General features: G+C 38.7%; 18 protein-coding genes and 1 pseudogene. 8 read left to right on the forward strand and 11 right to left on the reverse strand.

The window, feature by feature from the left end; translation table 11 throughout:
• Positions 1–157 precede the first annotated feature (157 nt).
• Together AC6CHV_RS11865 and AC6CHV_RS11870 are read left to right on the forward strand one after the other, a co-directional pair.
• Entirely contained in the window at positions 158–1,057 is a 900-nt protein-coding gene (locus AC6CHV_RS11865) for a hydroxymethylglutaryl-CoA lyase (protein ID WP_341330964.1), read from the forward strand.
• Between the two features lie 56 nt (positions 1,058–1,113).
• Positions 1,114–1,242, forward strand: coding sequence for a hypothetical protein (locus tag AC6CHV_RS11870; protein ID WP_341330963.1), 129 nt, complete (start codon positions 1,114–1,116; stop codon positions 1,240–1,242).
• Positions 1,243–1,287: 45 nt separating this feature from the next.
• Here the strand turns inward: AC6CHV_RS11870 and AC6CHV_RS11875 are convergent, their stop codons facing one another.
• The gene (locus tag AC6CHV_RS11875; RefSeq protein ID WP_498078968.1) at positions 1,288–2,403 is read right to left on the reverse strand and encodes an efflux RND transporter permease subunit; all 1,116 of its coding nucleotides are present in this window, start codon (positions 2,401–2,403) and stop codon (positions 1,288–1,290) included.
• On the reverse strand, positions 2,404–4,347 hold the full coding sequence (locus AC6CHV_RS11880) for an efflux RND transporter permease subunit (protein WP_498078949.1): 1,944 nt from the start codon (positions 4,345–4,347) through the stop codon (positions 2,404–2,406).
• A 214-nt stretch (positions 4,348–4,561) separates the two neighbouring features.
• Between AC6CHV_RS11880 and AC6CHV_RS11885 the strand changes: the two genes are divergently transcribed.
• Positions 4,562–5,470, forward strand: a complete 909-nt coding sequence (locus AC6CHV_RS11885) for an alpha/beta hydrolase (RefSeq protein WP_341333521.1) — start codon at positions 4,562–4,564, stop codon at positions 5,468–5,470.
• 13 nt (positions 5,471–5,483) lie between these two features.
• Here AC6CHV_RS11885 and AC6CHV_RS11890 read toward each other — a convergent pair whose 3' ends face one another.
• Both AC6CHV_RS11890 and AC6CHV_RS11895 read right to left on the reverse strand, forming a co-directional pair.
• Positions 5,484–5,726, reverse strand: a complete 243-nt coding sequence (locus AC6CHV_RS11890; protein ID WP_341330961.1) for a DUF2552 family protein — start codon at positions 5,724–5,726, stop codon at positions 5,484–5,486.
• Positions 5,710–6,054, reverse strand: a complete 345-nt coding sequence (locus tag AC6CHV_RS11895; RefSeq protein WP_341330960.1) for an iron-sulfur cluster biosynthesis family protein — start codon at positions 6,052–6,054, stop codon at positions 5,710–5,712. The genes AC6CHV_RS11890 and AC6CHV_RS11895 overlap by 17 nt, the downstream gene beginning before the upstream one ends.
• Before the next feature lie 160 nt (positions 6,055–6,214).
• Between AC6CHV_RS11895 and AC6CHV_RS11900 the strand changes: the two genes are divergently transcribed.
• Positions 6,215–6,418 carry a CDGSH iron-sulfur domain-containing protein gene (locus AC6CHV_RS11900; protein WP_099360616.1) on the forward strand — a complete coding sequence of 68 codons (204 nt, stop codon included), beginning with the start codon at positions 6,215–6,217 and terminating at the stop codon, positions 6,416–6,418.
• 99 nt (positions 6,419–6,517) lie between these two features.
• A complete protein-coding gene (locus tag AC6CHV_RS11905; protein WP_341330959.1) occupies positions 6,518–8,311 on the forward strand; it encodes a dihydroorotate dehydrogenase in 1,794 nt (597 codons plus the stop codon).
• A 22-nt stretch (positions 8,312–8,333) separates the two neighbouring features.
• Here AC6CHV_RS11905 and AC6CHV_RS11910 read toward each other — a convergent pair whose 3' ends face one another.
• Complete coding sequence (locus tag AC6CHV_RS11910) at positions 8,334–8,882, reverse strand: GNAT family N-acetyltransferase (protein WP_341330958.1); 549 nt, start codon at positions 8,880–8,882, stop codon at positions 8,334–8,336.
• Between the two features lie 201 nt (positions 8,883–9,083).
• Here AC6CHV_RS11910 and AC6CHV_RS11915 point away from each other — a divergent pair.
• Positions 9,084–9,208 (forward strand): annotated as a pseudogene (locus tag AC6CHV_RS11915) (iron chelate uptake ABC transporter family permease subunit); the annotation flags it as partial.
• A 246-nt stretch (positions 9,209–9,454) separates the two neighbouring features.
• Here the strand turns inward: AC6CHV_RS11915 and AC6CHV_RS11920 are convergent.
• From AC6CHV_RS11920 to AC6CHV_RS11945, 6 genes are all read right to left on the reverse strand, one after another.
• Positions 9,455–9,787 (reverse strand): YolD-like family protein, encoded by a 333-nt coding sequence (locus AC6CHV_RS11920; protein WP_121447967.1) that lies wholly within the window; start codon positions 9,785–9,787, stop codon positions 9,455–9,457.
• Between the two features lie 320 nt (positions 9,788–10,107).
• Positions 10,108–11,370, reverse strand: a complete 1,263-nt coding sequence (locus AC6CHV_RS11925; RefSeq protein WP_498078950.1) for a Y-family DNA polymerase — start codon at positions 11,368–11,370, stop codon at positions 10,108–10,110.
• Positions 11,371–11,541: 171 nt separating this feature from the next.
• Entirely contained in the window at positions 11,542–12,042 is a 501-nt protein-coding gene (locus AC6CHV_RS11930) for a GNAT family N-acetyltransferase (protein ID WP_341330956.1), read from the reverse strand.
• A gap of 14 nt (positions 12,043–12,056) precedes the next feature.
• A complete protein-coding gene (locus tag AC6CHV_RS11935) occupies positions 12,057–13,097 on the reverse strand; it encodes a glutathione S-transferase family protein (RefSeq protein WP_341330955.1) in 1,041 nt (346 codons plus the stop codon).
• A gap of 158 nt (positions 13,098–13,255) precedes the next feature.
• Positions 13,256–14,050, reverse strand: coding sequence for an SDR family NAD(P)-dependent oxidoreductase (locus AC6CHV_RS11940; protein WP_341330954.1), 795 nt, complete (start codon positions 14,048–14,050; stop codon positions 13,256–13,258).
• 268 nt (positions 14,051–14,318) lie between these two features.
• Positions 14,319–15,284, reverse strand: a complete 966-nt coding sequence (locus AC6CHV_RS11945; RefSeq protein ID WP_341330953.1) for an MBL fold metallo-hydrolase — start codon at positions 15,282–15,284, stop codon at positions 14,319–14,321.
• Positions 15,285–15,988: 704 nt separating this feature from the next.
• On the opposite strand from AC6CHV_RS11945, the gene proI reads away from it, so the two are divergent.
• Together proI and AC6CHV_RS11955 are read left to right on the forward strand one after the other, a co-directional pair.
• Positions 15,989–16,834: a pyrroline-5-carboxylate reductase ProI gene (gene proI, locus AC6CHV_RS11950; RefSeq protein ID WP_498078951.1), complete on the forward strand. Its 846-nt coding sequence runs from the start codon at positions 15,989–15,991 to the stop codon at positions 16,832–16,834.
• 127 nt (positions 16,835–16,961) lie between these two features.
• Complete coding sequence (locus AC6CHV_RS11955) at positions 16,962–18,152, forward strand: MFS transporter (protein ID WP_498078952.1); 1,191 nt, start codon at positions 16,962–16,964, stop codon at positions 18,150–18,152.
• The last annotated feature ends 68 nt before the right edge of the window (positions 18,153–18,220 follow it).

An 18,220-nucleotide genomic window follows, 5' to 3' on the forward strand; every position in this document is an offset into this window, starting at 1 on the left:
TGAGGAATTGACTTCGAGATTAAACTTGTAGATGCAAGCGCATAACCTAGTTATTCATGATGTTACAGGAGCGATGCACCCAGAAATTCGATGTGTCATTTTCGGCCGACTTTTTGAACATCCTCTTAGAATAAGGCATTTTGCTGGAGGGTTGTATATGCAATTACCTGAGCAAGTCACGATTATTGAAGTAGGACCAAGAGATGGATTGCAAAACGAAAAAAGCTTAATACCAACCGAAGTAAAAATTGATTTTATTCACAAACTAAAACTTGCAGGCCTACAAGAAATGGAGCTTACCTCATTTGTCTCACCAAAATGGGTGCCACAAATGAAGGACGCAAAAGAAATTATTACATCATGCTTAGACAGTACTCGAAATATTGTTCTCGCACCAAATCGCAAAGGTATTGAAAGACTTTACGATACAAAGTGTAAAGCCGTTGCTGTTTTTGTTGGTGTTAGTGAAAGCTTTAATAAGAAAAATATTAATAAAACAACAACTGAGAGTATGGAGGAACTAAAACCTGTTATTAAGGAATTAAAATCAAAAGGTTATTTTGTTCGTGCCTGTATCTCGACCGCCTTTTATTGTCCATATGAAGGAAAAGTGGATGAAGAAGCTGTTTTAAAGCTATGCTCTACCTTTGTCCAATATGGTGTTGATGAATTAAGTGTTGCCGACACGATAGGAAAAGCAACTCCAAAAGATGTTTTTTCTCTTTTTTCAAAGCTAAAAAAAGAGCTATCAAATATACTAATGACTGCTCACTTCCATGATACTCGCGGGATGGCACTTGCAAATGTGATAGCTGCTCTCCAAGCAGGAGTTAATCGTTTTGACACATCAGCTGGTGGATTAGGTGGGTGCCCGTTTGCACCCGGGGCGACTGGCAATGTTGCCACTGAAGATGTTGTGTATATGCTTGAAGAGATGGGGATACAAACAGGCCTTGAACTTTCAAAACTTGTAGAGGCTGTTGATGTCATTAAACCCTATCTGACCCGTCCTATCGAAAGCAAGTATTACAGGTTACAGTCTGCTAACCAGGAATAATTTGTTTGAAAACTCCACAACCTATTGATGAAATTTCAGGAATGGAGTGTTTATGATTGGCAAAACGAGAAAAAGGTCGTTCTCAAAAAGGTAAACCAAATGCTGATACGACAAACAATACAATGGCTGCTGAGGAAATGGAAAAAGCCATTCACCCCACAAACCGCCAAAATTCAGAGCAATAGCAAAATCCCCTGGTCTAGTTTAAATGCACTGACCAGGGTTTTTTTTTAGATTTTAGGTACTATTTCTGCCTTTACCTTAGCTTTCGATCGTACTTCACTTCTTTCTTTACGAGTTTCCGTTGACTTTGAAAATGAAAACAATCGGTAAACAGCAGGAATTAAAAACAATGTAATTAGAGTTGCAAATGAAAGTCCTGAGATTATGACGGTTGCCATTGGAGCCTGATAATTCCCAGAGGCTCCGGATTCAAGGGCAAGTGGAAGCATACCACCAACTGTTGTCAAGGTTGTCATAAAAATCGGTCGAATCCGATCATTGCCGGCTCCTATAAGAGCTTCTTGAATCGTATTGCCTTCCTTTCGCAGTTGATTTGTTCTATCGATGAGCAATATGGCATTATTCAAAACAATACCAATTAGCATAATAATCCCCATTCCCGAGATAAGGTTTAATTCCATTTTTGTTATAAACAATCCTAAAATCACACCAATGATTGTAATCGGAATAACGGACATTACAAGCAATGGATGCCCAAAGTGGTTAAATTGAACGGCCATCACCAAATAAACGAGAAAGATGGAAATCGCAAATACAAAAATCATATCCGTCATTAATTCTTGCTGTTGCTCTAAATCACCACCAGCGGTAAGCGTATACCCAGTAGGTGTTTCAAAACTTTCAATTATTTTTTGAATATCCCGATTCACAGCCCCGAGATCACGGTTCTTAATATCTGCTGAAATCGTAACAAGTCTTTCCCCATCTGAATGAATAATCTCATTTGGTGTTTGAACACTTGTAAGCTTTATATATGAAGAAAGTGGTTCTTCCCCCCCATTAATAGACATTTTCATATCCAGTAAATCCGCTTTTGTAGCAGGTGTTTTTTCCCAGCTAAGAGTTAAAGGCATTGTTTCATCCTGGTTTTGCAACGTGCCGACCGGCATTTGAATAAAGGATTCTTCAATAAATTGTTTAATTTGTGAAGGAAATAAGCCTGCCTTCTCAATTTCTTTTTCTTTTACCACTATCATTTGCTCTTCAGAGGTTCTTTCAATTGAATTTGTAATTGCCGAAACCCCATCTACTTTCTGAAGCTCATCAATGAATTTGTTTGAAATTGTTTGAAGTTGCTCAAAACTATCACCTTTAATATTTATTTAAACAGGAAACCCTCCACCGCCTGCCATCGCACTTTGAACTCCCAAAATTGGATGATCTTCCTGCATATCTCGTAACGCCTCAAGAATATTTTCATTTACTTCCTTTTGCTCAACCTTTATTTGGTTTCCCTTTGTCATATTAATAATGGTGTATAGCATGGATCCATTATCCATTACATAATTCGTTTCTACGTCTTCCACTTTCTGCAGTCTTTGATTTATTTCACTAACTACACTTTGTTTTTCTTCCAAAGATAAACCTGGTTCCAAGTCTACAGCAAGCTCTGAATAACGGTTCAACATATCAGGCATAATTGTCATCGGTATTTTCGTTACAAGAAATAGGGAACCGATTAGCATCAAGAGAAACAGTGTGATTACTGCAAAGCTATTTCTTTTCTTTCTAATCACCCAAGACACAACGTTACGATAGCCCCTCATCATAATTGAGTCTTTTTTCAATTTTGTTGGTCTTCTAAGCTTTAAAAATGTTTCAGATAGAGACGGAATCAATGTAAATGATATCACTACAGAACTTATTAAGGTTATTGCCACTACAGCTGACAGCATAATGACAAACTCCCCCATCTCCCCACCGATTAAACCAATTGGCAGGAAAACCACGATGGTTGTCAGCATAGATGCAATTACCGCCGAGGCTACCTCCCTAGTCCCCTCAATAACCGCTTCAAACCTACCCAAGCCAAGTTCCTTCTTCTTATAAATAGCTTCTAGGATTACAATAGAGGAATCCACCATCATCCCTATTCCTAGTCCAAGTCCAAGTAGTGTAAGCATATTAAAGCTATAATCAAACAGCCACATCGCTGTAAAGGTTAAAAGCACAGAAGAAGGGATCGTTAAACCGATAATAAAGGTTGCCCTAATATTACGTAGGAAAAGTAATAAAATGACAATGGCAATGATTCCACCAATTAAAATATTATCCTTCACTCCATCTATTGAATCACTGACATAATCCGCTTGGGCCACAACTTCATTTAATTCAAAATCCTTAACAAGATTTTCGTTTTGAATTTTCTTTACTTCCGCACGTATTGCTTTGGCCATCTCGATTTGTGTGACATTGGAAACGCGTCCGATTTGTACAAGAAGGAAATCTTGAGAACCGTTTTTCCATACATACGAATTATTTTCGAGTGATTGAATTGTTATGTTTGCAACATCCTTTAGCTGAATAAAACCATTTTGGATTGGAATCGAAATATTTTCAATATCCTTAATATTTTCCACCTTAGAACTCCATCTTAGGGAAGGTGAATCCTTGTCATTTTGTAATTCTCCTAAAGTTGCTTCACTGTTAGACTGTTGAACTGCCGTGATTATCTGGTTTACATCAAGATGATGCTCATGTAATTTTCCACGGTCAATTTTAATTGCAACCTCTTGCTCTTCTATCCCAGTAAGTAAAACGTCTCTCACCTCAGGCAAGGCTTCTAATCTAGGCGCTAAATTGTCTTTTGCAAATGCAGACATTTCTTCCATGTTTCCACCCGAAACATCCATAAAAAATTCATAGCTTTGACTCCCGCCATACTGACCCGATGTAACATCGGTAATGCTGGGATACTCTGACCTAGCAGATGCAATGGCTGATTCTACCTCTTTATAGATTTCTTCGCCACGCCCTGCTTCAAAGCTTAGATTTAGAGTAGTCCTACCGATATTTGTTGTTGACTGAACATCCTCCACTCCTTCTATTGCTAAGATCTTTTGTTCAATAGGGTTTGTTATGGTTCTTTCCACTTCAATTGCTGCCATTTCACCTGCGTAAATTTCAACAAAGGCTCCATCTAGCTTTACGGGAGGCATTAGCTCTTTGTCTACTTTTAATAGTGAATAGCTGCCAACTACAGTTACTAGAAAAATCATTAATGAAATCAGAATTTTCCGTTGTACAATAAATTTAAATAGCTTCAAAGTCCATCTCCTCTTTCCTAATAGGTAAAATTTAGTATTTTTGTATAAATTAATCATATCGTCATAAGGAAAATGGCATAATGATCCGGAGATTTATCTTGATGTAAGACTTAAGACTTAGGAAAATTATGGAGAATCAGTAGAAAAAGGATATAATAAAGAGAGCTTACATATTTAATCGGATTTTTAGAAGGAGCGTTTTTTCATGAAAAGAATGAAAAAAATAGTTATATTACTCGGTATTCTCATCGGCTACATGGCCACAATTGGAATGATTTTTACAAACATTGTGATGTTTATGAAGAAGAAAACTGATGACGAAATTCTTGAACGTGAGACGAGGGAAGGCCGTTTAACTTTGGATGAAGTCCAGTCTATTCAAAAGGAGGACATTACCATCCAATCAAAATTCGGATACCCGATTAAAGGCTGGTTTGTTAAAGGAACGGAAAAAAACAGATTTATTATTATCTCTCACGGTGTAACTCAAAACAAATTAAATTCAATAAAATACATGAAGCTTTTCTTGAAACGTGATTGGAATGTCCTTTTATACGATCATCGACGCCATGGAGAAACTGGTGGAAAAACAACGAGCTATGGTCACTATGAAAAATTCGATCTAGAATCGGTAGTTACTTGGGTTAAAGAAAAATATGGGGAAAATAGTACCATTGGTATTCACGGGGAATCTATGGGGGCTGTGACAACTCTCCTTTACGCTGGGATGATTGAGGATGGAGCAGATTTCTATATTGTGGACTGCCCGTTTTCCGACTTTGAAGCACAATTGAAGTATCTTTTAAAAGTTGATTATAAAATTCCAGCTCCACTTGTTCTTCCCTTTGCCAATATATTTTTAAAGCTACGGGATGGATATAGCATCAAAGATGTTTCCCCCGTGTCCGTGATACAAAATATTAAAAATCCGGTATTATTTATCCACAGTGCTAAGGATGATTATATTTTACCCGAAATGACAATGGAGCTTTATAAAATGAAAGAAGGACCCAAGCAAATGTTAATTGCCGAAAGAGGAAAGCATGCATACTCTTTTGCTGATAACAAAGAGGCCTATGAAAAAGTAATTGATGATTTTTTTGCCAACTATGTAAGGGACTGATGTTTTCAGTCCCCTAACCTAATATATCTGTTATTTCTTTCAAGTTCTCACCAATCCAGGTTAAGGCAAGTTCAATCGTATCAAATTCCTGAACCTCAAAGGTTACTTCATCCTGAAGCAGCCAAACATCCTTTTGATCATGATTCACTCCTGCAATCGACCAGTGCAAGAGACTATACGGGTGATTATCATGTAAAAAAGAGACCCATGTTTTTTCTTCTGCAATATTTCGTATCGTTTTAAGCTTGGAACTCATGTACACCACTCATTTCTACTAACCGTAAACGCGGATTCAGAATCTCATTTGGACTTTTTAACATAAAACAATTTGCTGCTTCAATAAAATCAATAGTCATATTCTCATCTAAGAATACCATTTTAGATTTTTCGACGAATAATGGTTGATAATTTGTTTCAAGAACTAGATCATCTTCGTCCCCAGTGTCTACTAGCCATAATGCGGTAACTCCGCTCATCACACAGCCACAGCCTTCTGTCTCATATTTTAATTTTAACCTTTTATCTTTATTATTTATTTGGGAGTTTAGTTTTTCAATGGCACGTTCTGAAAATGTTATATTCATTTCGTTCTCCTCTTTCTTTCAATTTATGACTATTCTAACATATCTTGTTTCCAACTACATATCATTACAATAACTCGACACTTCACCAACAATTTGAGTTTTGGTAAATGTTGAACTACTATCAATAGTAATACAATTAGATTAAGGAGGTATTCAAGAGATGTCAAAGGTTACGATTAAGGTAAATGATAATGGTTCATTAAGGATCACAGGTGACGTTGATTTAGTGGATAAGGAAGGAAATAAGTTCCCAACAAAACAAACCTTCTCATTATGCAGATGCGGTTTGTCTAAAAATAAACCTTTTTGTGACGGTTCGCATAAGGGGAATTTCGAATCTGTCGTACGCGCACCAAAAGAATAATCCTTATTAGACCGAGTGCACTATGCATTCGGTTTTTTCGTTTTTAACTATTCTAATTATGATACAATACGGGTAAAAGCCTATCATGGAGGACGAAACATGCCTGATTGGTCGTATCATACACTATTTAAACCTATTTTAACTCGAATTTCTCCCTATCAATCTCGTGAATTTATCCACAGAGGTATGAATCTGGTTGCCTCCATTCCAGGAGGACATCGGTTCATTCATTTTCTTGGCAGAGAGGAATCTTCTGAACTAGTAAAAAAAGATATACAAGGTGTGAGCTATCCAAATCCGATTGGCCTTTCTGGAAAACTCGACCCGCTATTAACTGGGTCTAGAGCTTTTTCAAATCTTGGATTTGGCTTGATTGAAATTGGTCCAGTAACGAAAGAGCCCACAACGGATCCTACTCTACCAATCGTCGATTGGCAAAAACAACAAATTGATTTTCCATTTAATTATGAATCTATCGGAATTGAAAAAACAGTTCAAAAGCTAAAAAAGTGGAAACCAATACAACCCGTTTTAGCAAGATTGGATGGAACGGGTGAAGAACTACATTATTTAATAATGAGATTAGAGCCCTATGTTGCTGCGTTTGTCACTTCTTCACCGGAACTTATTTTTTCAACAGATCGCCCTGTTTATCTGTCTGTACCAGCTGATAAAATGAGAGACTTGGATTTCAATCATGTTCAGACCTATTTTTCTGGAATAGTAGTAGATGAATCACCGAAAATACCGTATGAAAAATATAGAAGTGAATTACTAGATTCAATTTATTTTTTAAGGCAACTTGGTTTCTCCTTACCTGTCATTACAGTTGGCGGCATCGATGAACCTGCCGATGCACTTGCACTTTTCGAAGCTGGTGCAGATCTAGTTCTGCTTTCAGAAGGCTATGTCTTCTCTGGACCTGGCCTGACAAAGCGAATTAATGAAGCTCTTACACACAATCTTCAGCCTAAGCCTCCCGTTCACCCAGCATGGATTTGGTATTGGCTATTTGGATTGTCTATTCTTATTGGTGGAATAATCGCTGTTATTTTCAGTTTGACAACCATTATTCTCCCTTATGACGAGCTGTTTCTTGGGATGCCAAGGGAAGAGATTCTCTTGTTTAATGATCGGATTCTTTATTTTATGGCACATGACCGGATGACACTCGCTGGGACGATGGTTTCTGGTGGTATCGTCTATATGGCATTGGCACGTTTTGGAATACGCAACCAAATTCTTTGGGCGAAGCAGGCCATCGATTTAGCAGCCATTCTGGGGTTTTTAGGCATTTTCCTTTTTATCGGATATGGCTATTTTGATTGGTTACATTTGATATTTTGGCTTATTTTACTTCCCATTTATCTAATAGGTTTTATGAAAACAAGATCCCTTAAAGGGACCCCAACATCGCTTAACACCCGTAATCACCGCGTTTGGAAACATGGTATAATAGGACAATTTGCCTTTGTCATTCTTGGTTTTTCATTCGTGTTAGGCGGTATCGTGATCTCTATTATTGGAATAACTAAGGTGTTTGTAGCAACTGACATTTTATATCTTTGTATGCCCCCCGAGATGCTTGATTTGTTTAATGATAAATTGATATCAGTAATTGCTCATGATCGTGCGGGGTTTGGGAGTGCACTCCTCAGTGTTGGATTGTTAGTCCTAACGATTTCCCTTTGGGGATTTCAGCAAGGGAATAAATGGGTTTGGTGGACCTTACTCATTGGTGGACTTCCTGCCTTTTTCGCGGGGATTTGGATACATTTTGCGATTGGATATACAACCTTTATCCATCTGCTTCCTGCTTATTTTGCTATTTGTTTGTTCTTCATTGGACTTATAATGACGTACCGATTTTTTCATATGGGGAAGGATATGTAAAAGGAGCCTCAGAGGCTCCTATCTATTTTTCTGAATTCCAGTCTTTTGCAATCATGCCATATACAACATGGTCTACATAGTGGTCATAAAGCCACTCACTTTGTCTTATTTTGCCTTCATTCACAAAGCCTAGTCTTTCCGGAATCGACCTACTTTTATGATTTTCAACCGCTGCACGGATCTCAACTCGATTTAGTTTTAAGTGGTCCAGTGCGTAACCTGTCAATGCTTTTGCTACCCTTGTCATTATTCCATTTCCTTGGTATTGCTGACCAAGCCAGTAGCCGATAGCGGCTATTTTATTGGTCCAGTCGATTTCGTTGAAGCTTGCTACCCCAACGATTTCATTTTTATAAACGATAACGGTATGTAGTCCTTTATTTTCTGCATAGCTTTTCCTACATGATTCGATATATGCTTTTGTGTCCTCTACCTTCGTTGTCATCTCAAGCCATGGCAGCCATTCTCGTAGGTAGGCTCTGGACTGATCTGTTAATTCAAAAATTCGCTCAGCATCACTTAACTCTGTCAATTTTAAAGATAATTCCTCGTCAATTTTGTATTCAAACATACCCCTGTCTCACCCTCCATTCTTGTATCCTATTATTCTTCTACTCCTTCTCAATAAATTCCTTCAATTAACAGACGAATGTGTGGAAAAGACCTATTTTAACATTTTACTTATTAATTTCCGATTTCTCTGATTAAACATTTCATTATGGGATGAAACCAGGGAACATATGGGGGACAGACTGGTTCTGCTGATTGGTGGTGGCTATTATTGTTTGCCTATACAACCTTCACAATATTGTGAAACCAGAAGTTATTGCTGCTGGAATGATGACTGCTCTTACAGGAGCACCTTATTTTATTTATCTTTTGCTGAAGAAAGCGTGATTTTTAAATCACGCCTTTTTTTATAAAATGGCTGTTTTCGCAAACTTTGTTGTTTTTTATAACGTTGACTTCCGCTTCAGGTGGACGCTTTCCGCGGGCGTAGCTTGAGCCTCCTCGTCGCTGCTGCTCCTGCGGGGTCTCAAGTCTCACGCTTTTCCCGCTGGAGTCGCCACCTTACGCTCCAATCAACTAAGTTTACAATTTTATATCAAAAAGCAACAATCTTATAGAAAAGAGCCTATAAAATTAACCGGAAAAACGCAAATCGACTAACATGTTTGCTGGGATATAGTGAACTTCCCCAAATTTATCGACGACATGCAGTTTATTTTGTAGAGCATCATAATGATGGATAGTACCGAGAAGGAGTTTGTGGTGTTTCGCTTCATAATGCGTAATCACTAGTTCTCTCCCCTCCTCCATTGCCTCACAAAGAATGCCATTCATCTCTTCAATTTGCTGTTCATCAAGTTCTGGCTTTTGCTCATACGTGTCTTCTTCCGTCCAATCTCTAAGTATTTTTACATGCTCCGGCAGCATCATTGCTGTCCATTTTATAGATCCACGATCCCGTATCATTGCTAATCACCTTCTTTCTTACGTCTAGCTCCAGCACCTAGCCCCTCGAGGTCGCTTCAAGCCCTCCTGCGGCAGCAACACTAAGGAATGCTACGTGAGCATAACCCTCGCAAAAAATAAGCTTTGCTTATTTTTGAGCCTCCTCGTCGGGGTTCGGAGCGCTTGTCGGACTTGCACAGGACAAGGAAGGCTTCGGTAGCATAATCATCGCACGAAGAAAATACTCAGTATTTTCGAGGATGTGCTGACATCAACGTTTGCCACAGGACATGACGGTTTTTAGTCGATGTTCCTCTTTCCGGTGCTTGCGCTTTTGGTTTCTATTCCGCCTTATGTCCACCGACAAGCTTACTGCGGTGTCTTGATGTTCCGGCATTTGTGTAGGATACTGCACGCAGGATTGCATCGGAACCGTATTTCCCACGAATACCATCCATCACATAGCCAAGCTTATGCTGCTTAACTCGGTTGAGATAAAACAAATCCAATTGCATTTGTGTGTCATCTTCAATATTAGAAAGTGCAATTGAAATTTTACGGACTGTCTTCTGTACATAAAATTTCTCAAATAACTCAAGACATACGCGGTACATCTCCATTGTGATATTTGTCGGAGTATCAATGGTTTTGGAACGATAAAATCCTCCGCCAAACTCATCACGGCTATAATGAATACCGAGGCTAATCGTTCTTCCTGCTTTTTTATGTCTTCGAGCACGCCTCGCTACCTCTTCGCACATTTCAAGAATGACATGTTTGACTTCTTCCGGATCTGGATAATCACGCATAAGAATTTGGCTTTTCCCAAAACTGATCTGTCCCTGTATAATTGGTGCACCAATTTCTGATAAATCCACACCCCAAGCATGGTAATAGAGCTGATTTCCCATGACTCCGAATTTTTTCTCAAGTAGTTCAAGCGGATAATGGGCAAGCTGCCCAACCGTCGTAATCCCCATCCCATTCAAAGTTCGCTCAACTCTACTCCCAATCCCCCACATTTCTCTTAGCGGTGAGACTGTCCATAGCTTTTCTGGGATATCATCATAGGTCCATTCTGCAATCCCCTTCTTCTTCGCCTCTAAATCTAGGCAGAGCTTTGACATCAGCATATTGGGACCAATACCAATGGCACAAGCAAGCCCATATTCGGCCTCGATTTCCTGCTTAATTTTACGCGCAATCGTTGTTGCGTCTCCCCATAATTTTTCAGTCCCATCAACCTTGATAAAGCTTTCATCTACGCTATACACGTGGATTGCATTTTTAGGTACATACCGGTTAAAAAGTCTCGTAATTTCCGTTGAAATTCGTAAATAGATGGCCATTTTTGGATTTACAATTTTAATTCGTGGATCCTTAGGGATTTCAAAAAGTCTTGATCCTGTTTTTATCCCAAATTCCTTCTTTAGCTTTGGTGAAGCCGCAAGCACAATACTTCCCTGGCGTTCCGTATCTCCAACAACCGCTAAATAACATTCGAGCGGATCAAGACCTAATAAAACGGCAGCACAGCTTGCATAGAAGCTTTTTATATCCACGCACAAAATCTTTTGAACGGGCAACTGGCTGTAATCCACCATTTAACATCATCTCCAAAAAGAATATATGTTCGTATTGTATTCTTAATAATAGGAGAATATACGTTCGATTTCAATGGAAATTTCAAGAAGAATCCCAACGGTGTTTAAATCGAATACAGAAGGAACATAAAAAAAACCAACACGCTTAGAAAAGCGAATTGGTTTTTTATCTTATAAGGTCAATCGAAACGCTTTGACGATAATCCCATCATTTGCAGGCTCGAAATCATATTGTGGCAATCGCTCGAAGCCGTGCTTTGTATATAGCTGAATCGCATGTTTCATGAATTCACCGGTATGTAATCCGATATGCTGGTGTTTTTTTGCTTTGGAACGATTTATACATTCATTAATCAAAGCTGAAGCTACACCCTTTCCGCGAGCCTCAGGATTTACCGCTAGCATTCGAATTTCAGGATAATCCAACTTCTCCAGCTGACCTTCATATGCGTCTGTTTTAGCAGGAAACAAGACTACACTGCCAACAATTTTTTCATTAAGCTCACATACAATAAGCTCAGAACCGTGAAGGCGGTCAGCCTCAGACGAAATTGCCTGCTTAAGAGCTTGCCAATGAGGAGCTGGAATTGCCTTTGAATGCTCAAGATAAGCAGCAACTCGTTGCTCTCGAATGAAATCTAATTCATCCTGTTTAGCATCACGAATTTTCATGTTTGGCATTTCACCTACCTTTTTATTAAAAACTTTTCTTTTTTATTGCTCAATTCTTCACGGTTATGTTCGGAAAACCATACCGATTCGTCTGGTCCTTTAGGAAGAATATTGACTTCTCCTTTTGTAGGGTCAATGGTGATGGACAGGTGGTAATGACGCTTAATTGCATCAAAATCGGTTGTTTCACCGAAACCAGGTGTCTGGAACAAATCGCGGGCATAGCCCCATAGATTAGGAAACTCACGAATTAAATTACGGTTTGTACGAAAAGCTGAATAATAAGCAGCATCAAAGCGAACCAAAGTGGTGTATAAACGGACATCCGAATCCGTGATAAAATCCCCAAATAAGAAACGATGCTTGGACAAACGCTCCTCTAACTCATCTAATCTAGCAAATAATTGATCATAGGCTTGCTCATAAGCCTCCTGAGAATGGGCGAATCCACATTGGTACACGCCATTATTTACATCATGAAAAATGACATCGTTCAATGCATCGATTTCTTCACGCAATGCACTTGGAAATAAATCTGGAGCATTTTCCTTGTGGAAAGGAGACCAAACCGTTTCAAAATAGTTGGTAAGCTTAAAATAATCATTATTCACAGCCTGTTTGGTTTCAAGATCAACCATGACTGGTACAGTCGGTCTACCTGTATAATCAGGGTCCGCATTCTTATAGACCTCACTCACATACTGAACACTAAGAACAGGATCAACTCCATTGTCATCTAAGGAAAATTCCCAATCTACACGCTCAATTCTTGGTCTCATTGGACTTACTTTCCCTAAGCTAATCGCGTTTTCTAATCCAAGAATTTTACGCACAATCACAGAACGATGTGCCCATGGACATGCTGCTGACCAAAGTAAGCGGTAGCGGCCAGACTCGACGGGTAATTCACCAAGCTGATTTCCGAAAGGTGTAATAAAGCGATTCGTTTGACGATTGAAAGAACCATCGGCGTTTATTTCTACTGGTTTTATTGATGTGTCATTATTCGATTCAACAGGAATCGCACAGCTAAATGTCTGTTCATTTTGTGACATGTAATCCTCTCCCCTAAGACATATATTAAAACATAGTAACTCAATGTGTTTAATGTAATTTACTCATTATCTAAATTATACGTCAAGGAATAAGATTCAATTAACTTTTAAGTGTGAAAGCAAAAAAATACCCCTAATAAAAGGAGTATGAATGATACTTATTTTTTAAAAAACGCTTTGCCGCCTACTTTTTCAACGAGTCGAGGAAACAAGGTATAAAATACACTTCCCGCATTCATCCAGCCTGGCAGATTAATTTCCCGTTTGGGAGTCAGCATGGCATTTACAATTTTAGAAGCGACGAAATCGGGATCAAGCATAAACCGATTTACACTTTTCGCATATGTACCAGACTCATCGGCAATGTCAAAAAAACGCGTCCGAATCGGACCTGGATTTACAGCTGTTACATGGATATTTGTACTTGAAAGCTCCATCCGAAGGCTATTCGTAAACCCAAGTACCGCATGTTTTGTAGCCGAATAAACACTTGATTTTGGTGTCGCAATTTTCCCGGCCTGTGATGCGATATTAATAATATGGCCTGAGCTTTGCTGGATCATTGTGGGTAAAACCATCTTTGTACATGAAATGAGTCCAAATACATTAACCTCAAACATTGCTTTCATCTGCTCTATTTGTGCATCCACAACATTGGCAAACACACCAAAGCCAGCATTATTAACAAGCACATCAATCGTATCTACATTGCGTAATATGTCCTCAAAGACATCTTTTACATTTTCTGTATCACGAACATCTAGCTTATAAAATAAGCAGTCGATATGGTATTTTTCTTTAATGTTTTGAGCTATTTTTTCTAACTGATCATAGCTCCGGGCTAAAAGGATTGGATATGCGCCTTGCTCTGCAACAAGGTAGGCAATTTTTTCGCCAATCCCGCTCGAAGCCCCAGTAATCACAATTTTCTTTCCTTTAAGTCTAGAATTCATTCGGCCTTTTTCACCTCAAAATTAATCAAATGTGCCTCGGCGTATTTGCGCCAGATTTTTAGGCCCACAGGAAGTGGGTCATAAAGACGTTGCCACAGGATGTGGCGTTCATAGTCTTTGATCTTACGGATCGTATAATTTCATTTAAAAAATCGGGACACCCGCTGGAGGCTTAACATTATTCAATCAGGATTAAGAACTACCTACTTATATAATATACTAATACAAGTATTTAACTAACCATGTTGAGGAATCCTATTGAATAAAGTTAATTGGCGTGATATATATGTTGTCCGTTCACGACTTCTATCGTAATTTCACCAATTTCTTCAAGGAAGTCAAGCTGTCCAACTGTTTCAGATACCGTAAAGAGAGGTTGCTTTAAATATACTTTTGGGAATAACTTAGTACACACCTCAAAGGCAGTCATTGGCTTTTCCTTAATCATTTGTAGAACGTGATATGCACGTTCTTTTTGTGAGACAAATCTCTCTTGAATAAGCTCATGAGGGTTCATAATATCAGCTCCATGCCCCGTTACAACCTTAGACATGTCAAGTGATAGAAGTTTCCGTAAAGAATTATTGTACTGGATTAATGGTCTCGGTCTAGCTGTTTCACCAAATTGTGGTGGTTCAAGCAAGGGATTTGGTGAGATTTTAGCTAAGAGAGTATCTCCTGCAATAAGCATTCCATCCTCTTCGCGGTACAAAACAATATGGCTTTGTGCGTGTCCTGGCGTTTCTAACACTTTAAAGCCTGTCATACCTTCGATGAGATCTCCTTCTTCTATCGTTTTTGTAAGAGATCTACAACAAGAATATGCAAGTTCTTCATCCATATCGATTAAGTTGATAAATGCGGGATCAAGACCTAATTGAAGGAATAACTCTTTATAAAACGGTTCATTCTCTACAAAGAATTGCTTATCCTGACTAATCCATGGCTGATTTTTGGGGTGACCAATAATCGGGATATCTTTATTAAAATAATCGAGAAGCCCTACATGGTCCGGGTGATGATGAGTAATCACAATTTGGTCAATATCTGATGGTGTATAGCCTAACTGAGCAAACTGCTCAATAAAAGATTGCCACGCTTCCTCCGTTTTTGCACCAGCATCTATTAATGTTAAAGCTTCTCCCTTCACAACATACACATTTACATCTCCGACAGCAAAAGGTGTTGGCAGGGTTATTTTAAAAACATCCTTGGTCGTTTTAAGTTTATTCATAGATAAGAAATCTCCTTTGTGCTATATCAATAAAATCGTTACAATTATCCAGTTTTAGTTTACCTTTTTCATCTGATTTTGTCATTATATTCGAATAACTTCTCTATTATGTAACCGAAATTAGGCTCGTTTTACAAAAAGAAGGTATTGACATCCAGATAATATCAGTTCATAATGACCATTAATATAAATTTCGTAAAGCAATGATTAGGACTAGTAAATTATGAATGGCAATAAGAGAATGAGATCCACCGGCTGAAAGATCTCATAGCCCACTTCTTGATTGAACCTACCTATGAGCTGTTAGGAAAACCTAACCGTCTCCCCCACGATACGGGTTCGAGTGGAACATCGAAAAAATTAGTTTTTCAAGATGTTAAGTAAGGTGGTACCGCGGATAGCAGACCTATTCCGTCCTTTGACAAGGATGGAGTAGGTCTTTTTATTTGGCTTTATTCGTAAACTTTTTTATTGCTCTTAGATCAGAATATTATTATACATCCAGTGACTTCAGTGGATGGATGGTACGAGATCCTCGAAAATGCTTGCATTTTCTTCGTGCGATGTAGTTTCGAGGAAGCAATTCAACGTCCTGCGGGAATAGCGAGCCAAGCTAGTACCAGGAGCGGAAATCACCCTAGATCTATAAGCAGAAAAATAGCTTTTATTTTTCAATTCACGTTATTAATTACGGAGGGATAGTTATGGAAATGAGACAAAATATCGTGTTTGTTGGAGCCGGATCAATGGCTGAGGCAATGATTTCTGGAATGCTACAAAAGGAGCTCTTCTTGCCCAATCAAATTTCTGTAATGAATCGCTCCAATTATGCACGATTAGAAGGTCTAAACAAAGAATATGGTGTAACCATAAGTCAAAACAAACAAGAAACAATTGAAAATGCTGGAGTCATCCTCCTAGCGATAAAGCCTAAGGACGTTGCGGAAGCTGTTTTAGCAATTAAGGATCACGTCAATGAGAACCAACTCATCATCTCTGTCTTAGCGGGAGTATCGACTACAACCATCACCGACTTATTAAACAAAGAAGTTGCCGTAGTCCGCGCTATGCCAAATACATCTGCAACCATTGGCAAATCAGCTACTGCCTTATCTGTGGGAATGTACGCGAACGAAGACCATTTACTCATTGCACGACAATTATTTGAAACAATTGGGATTGTTACAACGGTCGCAGAAAAAGATCTTCATGCAGTCACGGGTCTTTCTGGAAGTGGTCCTGCATATGTATATTATTTAGTGGAAGCAATGGAAAAAGCAGCTGATGATATCGGTCTTGAAAAAGCAATTGCTAAGGAATTAATCCTTCAAACGATTATTGGTGCAGCAGAAATGCTAAAAAGTTCACCAAAGCCACCTGCCCACTTACGAAAAGAAGTAACAAGTCCAGGCGGCACAACCGAAGCCGGTATAAAAGTATTGGAGCAATTTAACTACCAACAAGCAATGGTGTCTTGCATAAAGCGTGCTACCGCTCGCTCTGCAGAACTTGGTGAGGCTATGCTCCAAACTGTTTCAGAAAAAAATTAGATGTATATTTTAACGTCAGTAGGATCCTACCAGCATAGAAAAAGTCATTTACTTTTGGTAGGATTTTACTGACATTTTTGTTATACTTTATTTAGAGTACCGAAATAAATCATGATGGGGAGATTCTATGAGTGCACCACTTATAAAAGAAACACCACCACAACTAAGTACGACTACAGAAAAAATTTGGACCCGCGATTTTACCCTAATCTGCATATCAAACTTCTTTATTTTTCTCGGCTTTCAGATGACTTTGCCGACAATCCCACTATTTGTAGAACATCTTGGAGGTAATGAACAGCTCATTGGATTAGTCGTTGGAATTTTCACCTTTTCCGCACTGTTAATCAGACCCTTTGCTGGCCATCAACTAGAAATAAGAGGACGACGCTTCGTATACTTACTTGGTCTTGCCATTTTCGTCCTATCTGTTGGCACCTATGGAATCATTTCAAGCTTACTCTTATTATTTTTATTTCGAATGGTTCAAGGGATTGGCTGGGGCTTTTCAACAACGGCTTCGGGAACCATCGCAACAGACTTAATTCCTGCCAAAAGACGTGGTGAAGGAATGGGCTATTTTGGTCTATTCGGAAATATCGCACTAGCTTTTGGTCCTTCGTTAGGCCTTACACTTGCTGGTACAATATCCTATACAAAACTCTTTTCCATTTGCGCCATTTTAGGTTTAGTCGCACTCATCCTATCATCTAGAATCCACTATAAAAAAACTGAACCAGTAAAAGACCCTAAAAAATGGGACTTCTATGAAGAAACTGCGCTCCCTCCTTCGATTCTATTATTCTTTATAACTGTTTCATTTGGAGGAATTGCAGCCTTTTTACCTTTATATACTGTACAAAAGGGAATATCCGGGATTGAATGGTATTTTCTTTTATTTGCAGTTGCTCTAATGATTTCCCGAACCTTTGCTGGCCGCCTTTATGATCAGAAGGGACATCGTGCCGTGTTTGTACCAGGTGCTTTTTCAATTGTATTAGCTATGTTACTATTAGCCTGGTTACCTAGTAGTCTTGTCCTTTACATAGCGGCTTTTATGTACGGTTTAGGTTTCGGTGCATTGCAGCCTGCCTTACAAGCATGGGCTGTACAAACGGCTCCTGACAATCGAAAAGGGATGGCAAACGCAACCTTTTTTTCTTCTTTTGATTTAGGAGTGGGGATTGGTGCAATTGCTTTTGGTCAAATCGCCTATTTATTAGGATACCAATCCATTTACATCGCCTCTGCACTATCTGTGTTAATTTCCATTTTGCTTTATTTTACATGGATTGGAAAAAATAATACTACAACTTAAGGGGCAATAGTCCCCTTTTTCCTTTTTCATCTTAAATCCCTTATCGTTTCGAAAAAAATTGGATAAAA

This window comes from Ferdinandcohnia sp. GQ5, from assembly GCF_059759275.1.